The organism is Butyrivibrio proteoclasticus P6B7, assembly GCF_000622085.1.
GTDB classification, from domain to species: Bacteria; Bacillota; Clostridia; order Lachnospirales; family Lachnospiraceae; genus Butyrivibrio; species Butyrivibrio proteoclasticus_A.
This window is the reverse complement of sequence record NZ_JHWL01000051.1, coordinates 1-1,995: the sequence shown is the minus strand read 5'-3', so window position 1 is coordinate 1,995 and position 1,995 is coordinate 1. Positions and strand designations below refer to the sequence as shown.

Genomic DNA, 1,995 nt, shown 5'->3' with positions numbered 1-1,995 from the left:
CCCTGCCATAATTATTCAAAAGGACCACCCGCCATGTCTTTCACTGCTCGGGTGGAGGGGATGAGAATAACGCATTAACAAACAGACCCCAGCGTAGCTTACGCTACGATCAGCAGATGCATGGTTCTTAAGCTATCATTATCATCATATGATGTTTATAGATACTTATCTATTAAGGCGTTTTAGAGCCATTTCAAATGCTTTCTCAGAAGAACCTGAACCAAATACTTGCCATTCTTTCTCGGTAAATCCAAGGTATTCCCTGAGAGACATTTTACTCTTTGAATTATGCCATTTTTCGATAAACAAATCTATATCTCCAGATTTTAACCTACCCTCATTTAGCATTTCAACAAAACTCATCGCGGTATTTTCTCCTTTTTAAAATAAGCTCAATCAAACTATAATCTGAGAGCAACATTTTTAACTTTAGGCGGCTAGCCTCCCATATTCCTCGCTTTTTCTTGCCTTCTTTTCTGCCTTGATCCTTGCTCTATCAATCCAAAACTCGTGATTTTCATATTTTTGGAGGTAAGGGCAATTTTTACCAAGACACTGGTGCTTCTTAAGCATCTTTTCGCTTACAAAACCATTATGTTTTTTATAATGACAAAAGCCAACTGCATTCTCAGGCTTTGGCTGATTCATCAGATAAAAGTCATTCTTTTTACTCAAAAGAACACACCTCCTTGTATTAGTTGTATTATGCAATATAATGGGAGCTTAGCATTCTGAGCTCCTCGTTATTTTCACTCCTTACAGTGATTGAACGGCTGATACCCTGATAACACTGCTTTATTGCTGACATTTTGTTTTCAATAGCGTCACGCTTATCTACCATATCCTCGTAATCAGATTTGCGTCCTTCCCTCTTAGCTTTTCTTGTAAGAATCCTGGCAAGAGAAGCTAACTCTGATATATAAGCGTACTCATTAGTAAACATAAGGAGCTGACCTGCTGCATTTGTCATATCAGAAACTGTATCAATGCCATCTGGAACTTTAGTAGGAAATGTTTTATCGAGCCAGGTTAAAAACGCAAGTGGTTCAAGTGAAAACAATTCATTGTACGTCATGTGGTATCTGCATCTCCTTTCAATCATAGAGAGATAATACCACGCAAACGGCACTAATGCAAGTATTATTTATGTGGCGGCAGTGCGGTCAGTCCATTATCTGCTCATTAAGGAGTTTCGTGTAATCTTTGCCGTGCTTGATACTATCTCAGGTAACTACTCACACACCCGTATCACACCACATAGGATTAAGCTGTTGTTGAAAGCACATCATCAAAAGTAAGGACCTTACCGTTTGATATGTAGCGCTGGATGATATCTGATGATATCTCTACCAGCTGAGGATCAAACTGTGTACCCTTACAAGCAAGGATCTCCTCACCAGCCTCTTCAAATGTAAGAGGCTTACGATAGCTTCTTTCAGAAGTCATGGCATCAAAGGAATCTGCAATAGATACAATCCTAGCGTACAGAGGGATATCTACACCATCAAGACCATCTGGATAGCCTTTACCGTCCCATCTTTCATGGTGGAATCGTGCCACCAGAGACATATCAGGCATAAGAGTGATAGTCCTCAATATATCATAGCCTATTGTAGGATGGGTCTGTATTATCTTATGTTCCTCATCTGACAATTTGCCTGGCTTCCTAAGAACAGCATCTGGCATACCGATTTTCCCTATATCATGCATAAGAGCGGAATAGTGAAGAAGAGTAAGAGACCTATCATCAAGACCACACTCCTTACCAAGGATAGTACTGTAAAGAGCTACCCTTAAAGAATGACCCTGAGTGTAAGAATCCTTTGCATCAATTGATACAGATAATGAAGATAATATCTGATACATCAGATTATCAATATTATCTCTGTCAGGGATATGCTTACCTTCGATTACTTGCTTGTCGAAAACAAGCTGCTCAAATATACTCCTCTGGAATATAAAGTCTGTCTTTTTAAGAATCTCCTTTTTTGATTC

4 protein-coding genes are annotated in these 1,995 nt (G+C 39.1%); all 4 read right to left on the bottom strand.

Annotated elements, in window-relative coordinates; all coding sequences use genetic code 11:
- Positions 1-165: 165 nt before the first annotated feature.
- A complete protein-coding gene (locus T541_RS0116380; RefSeq protein ID WP_026653664.1) occupies positions 166-363 on the bottom strand; it encodes a hypothetical protein in 198 nt (65 codons plus the stop codon).
- Positions 364-429: 66 nt separating this feature from the next.
- Positions 430-675 (bottom strand): hypothetical protein, encoded by a 246-nt coding sequence (locus T541_RS0116375; protein WP_026653663.1) that lies wholly within the window; start codon positions 673-675, stop codon positions 430-432.
- A 28-nt stretch (positions 676-703) separates the two neighbouring features.
- A complete protein-coding gene (locus T541_RS0116370) occupies positions 704-1,075 on the bottom strand; it encodes a hypothetical protein (RefSeq protein ID WP_026653662.1) in 372 nt (123 codons plus the stop codon).
- A 188-nt stretch (positions 1,076-1,263) separates the two neighbouring features.
- Positions 1,264-1,995, bottom strand: a 732-nt coding sequence (locus tag T541_RS20085; protein ID WP_155839559.1) for an HD-GYP domain-containing protein, incomplete at its 5' end; no start/stop codon positions are given.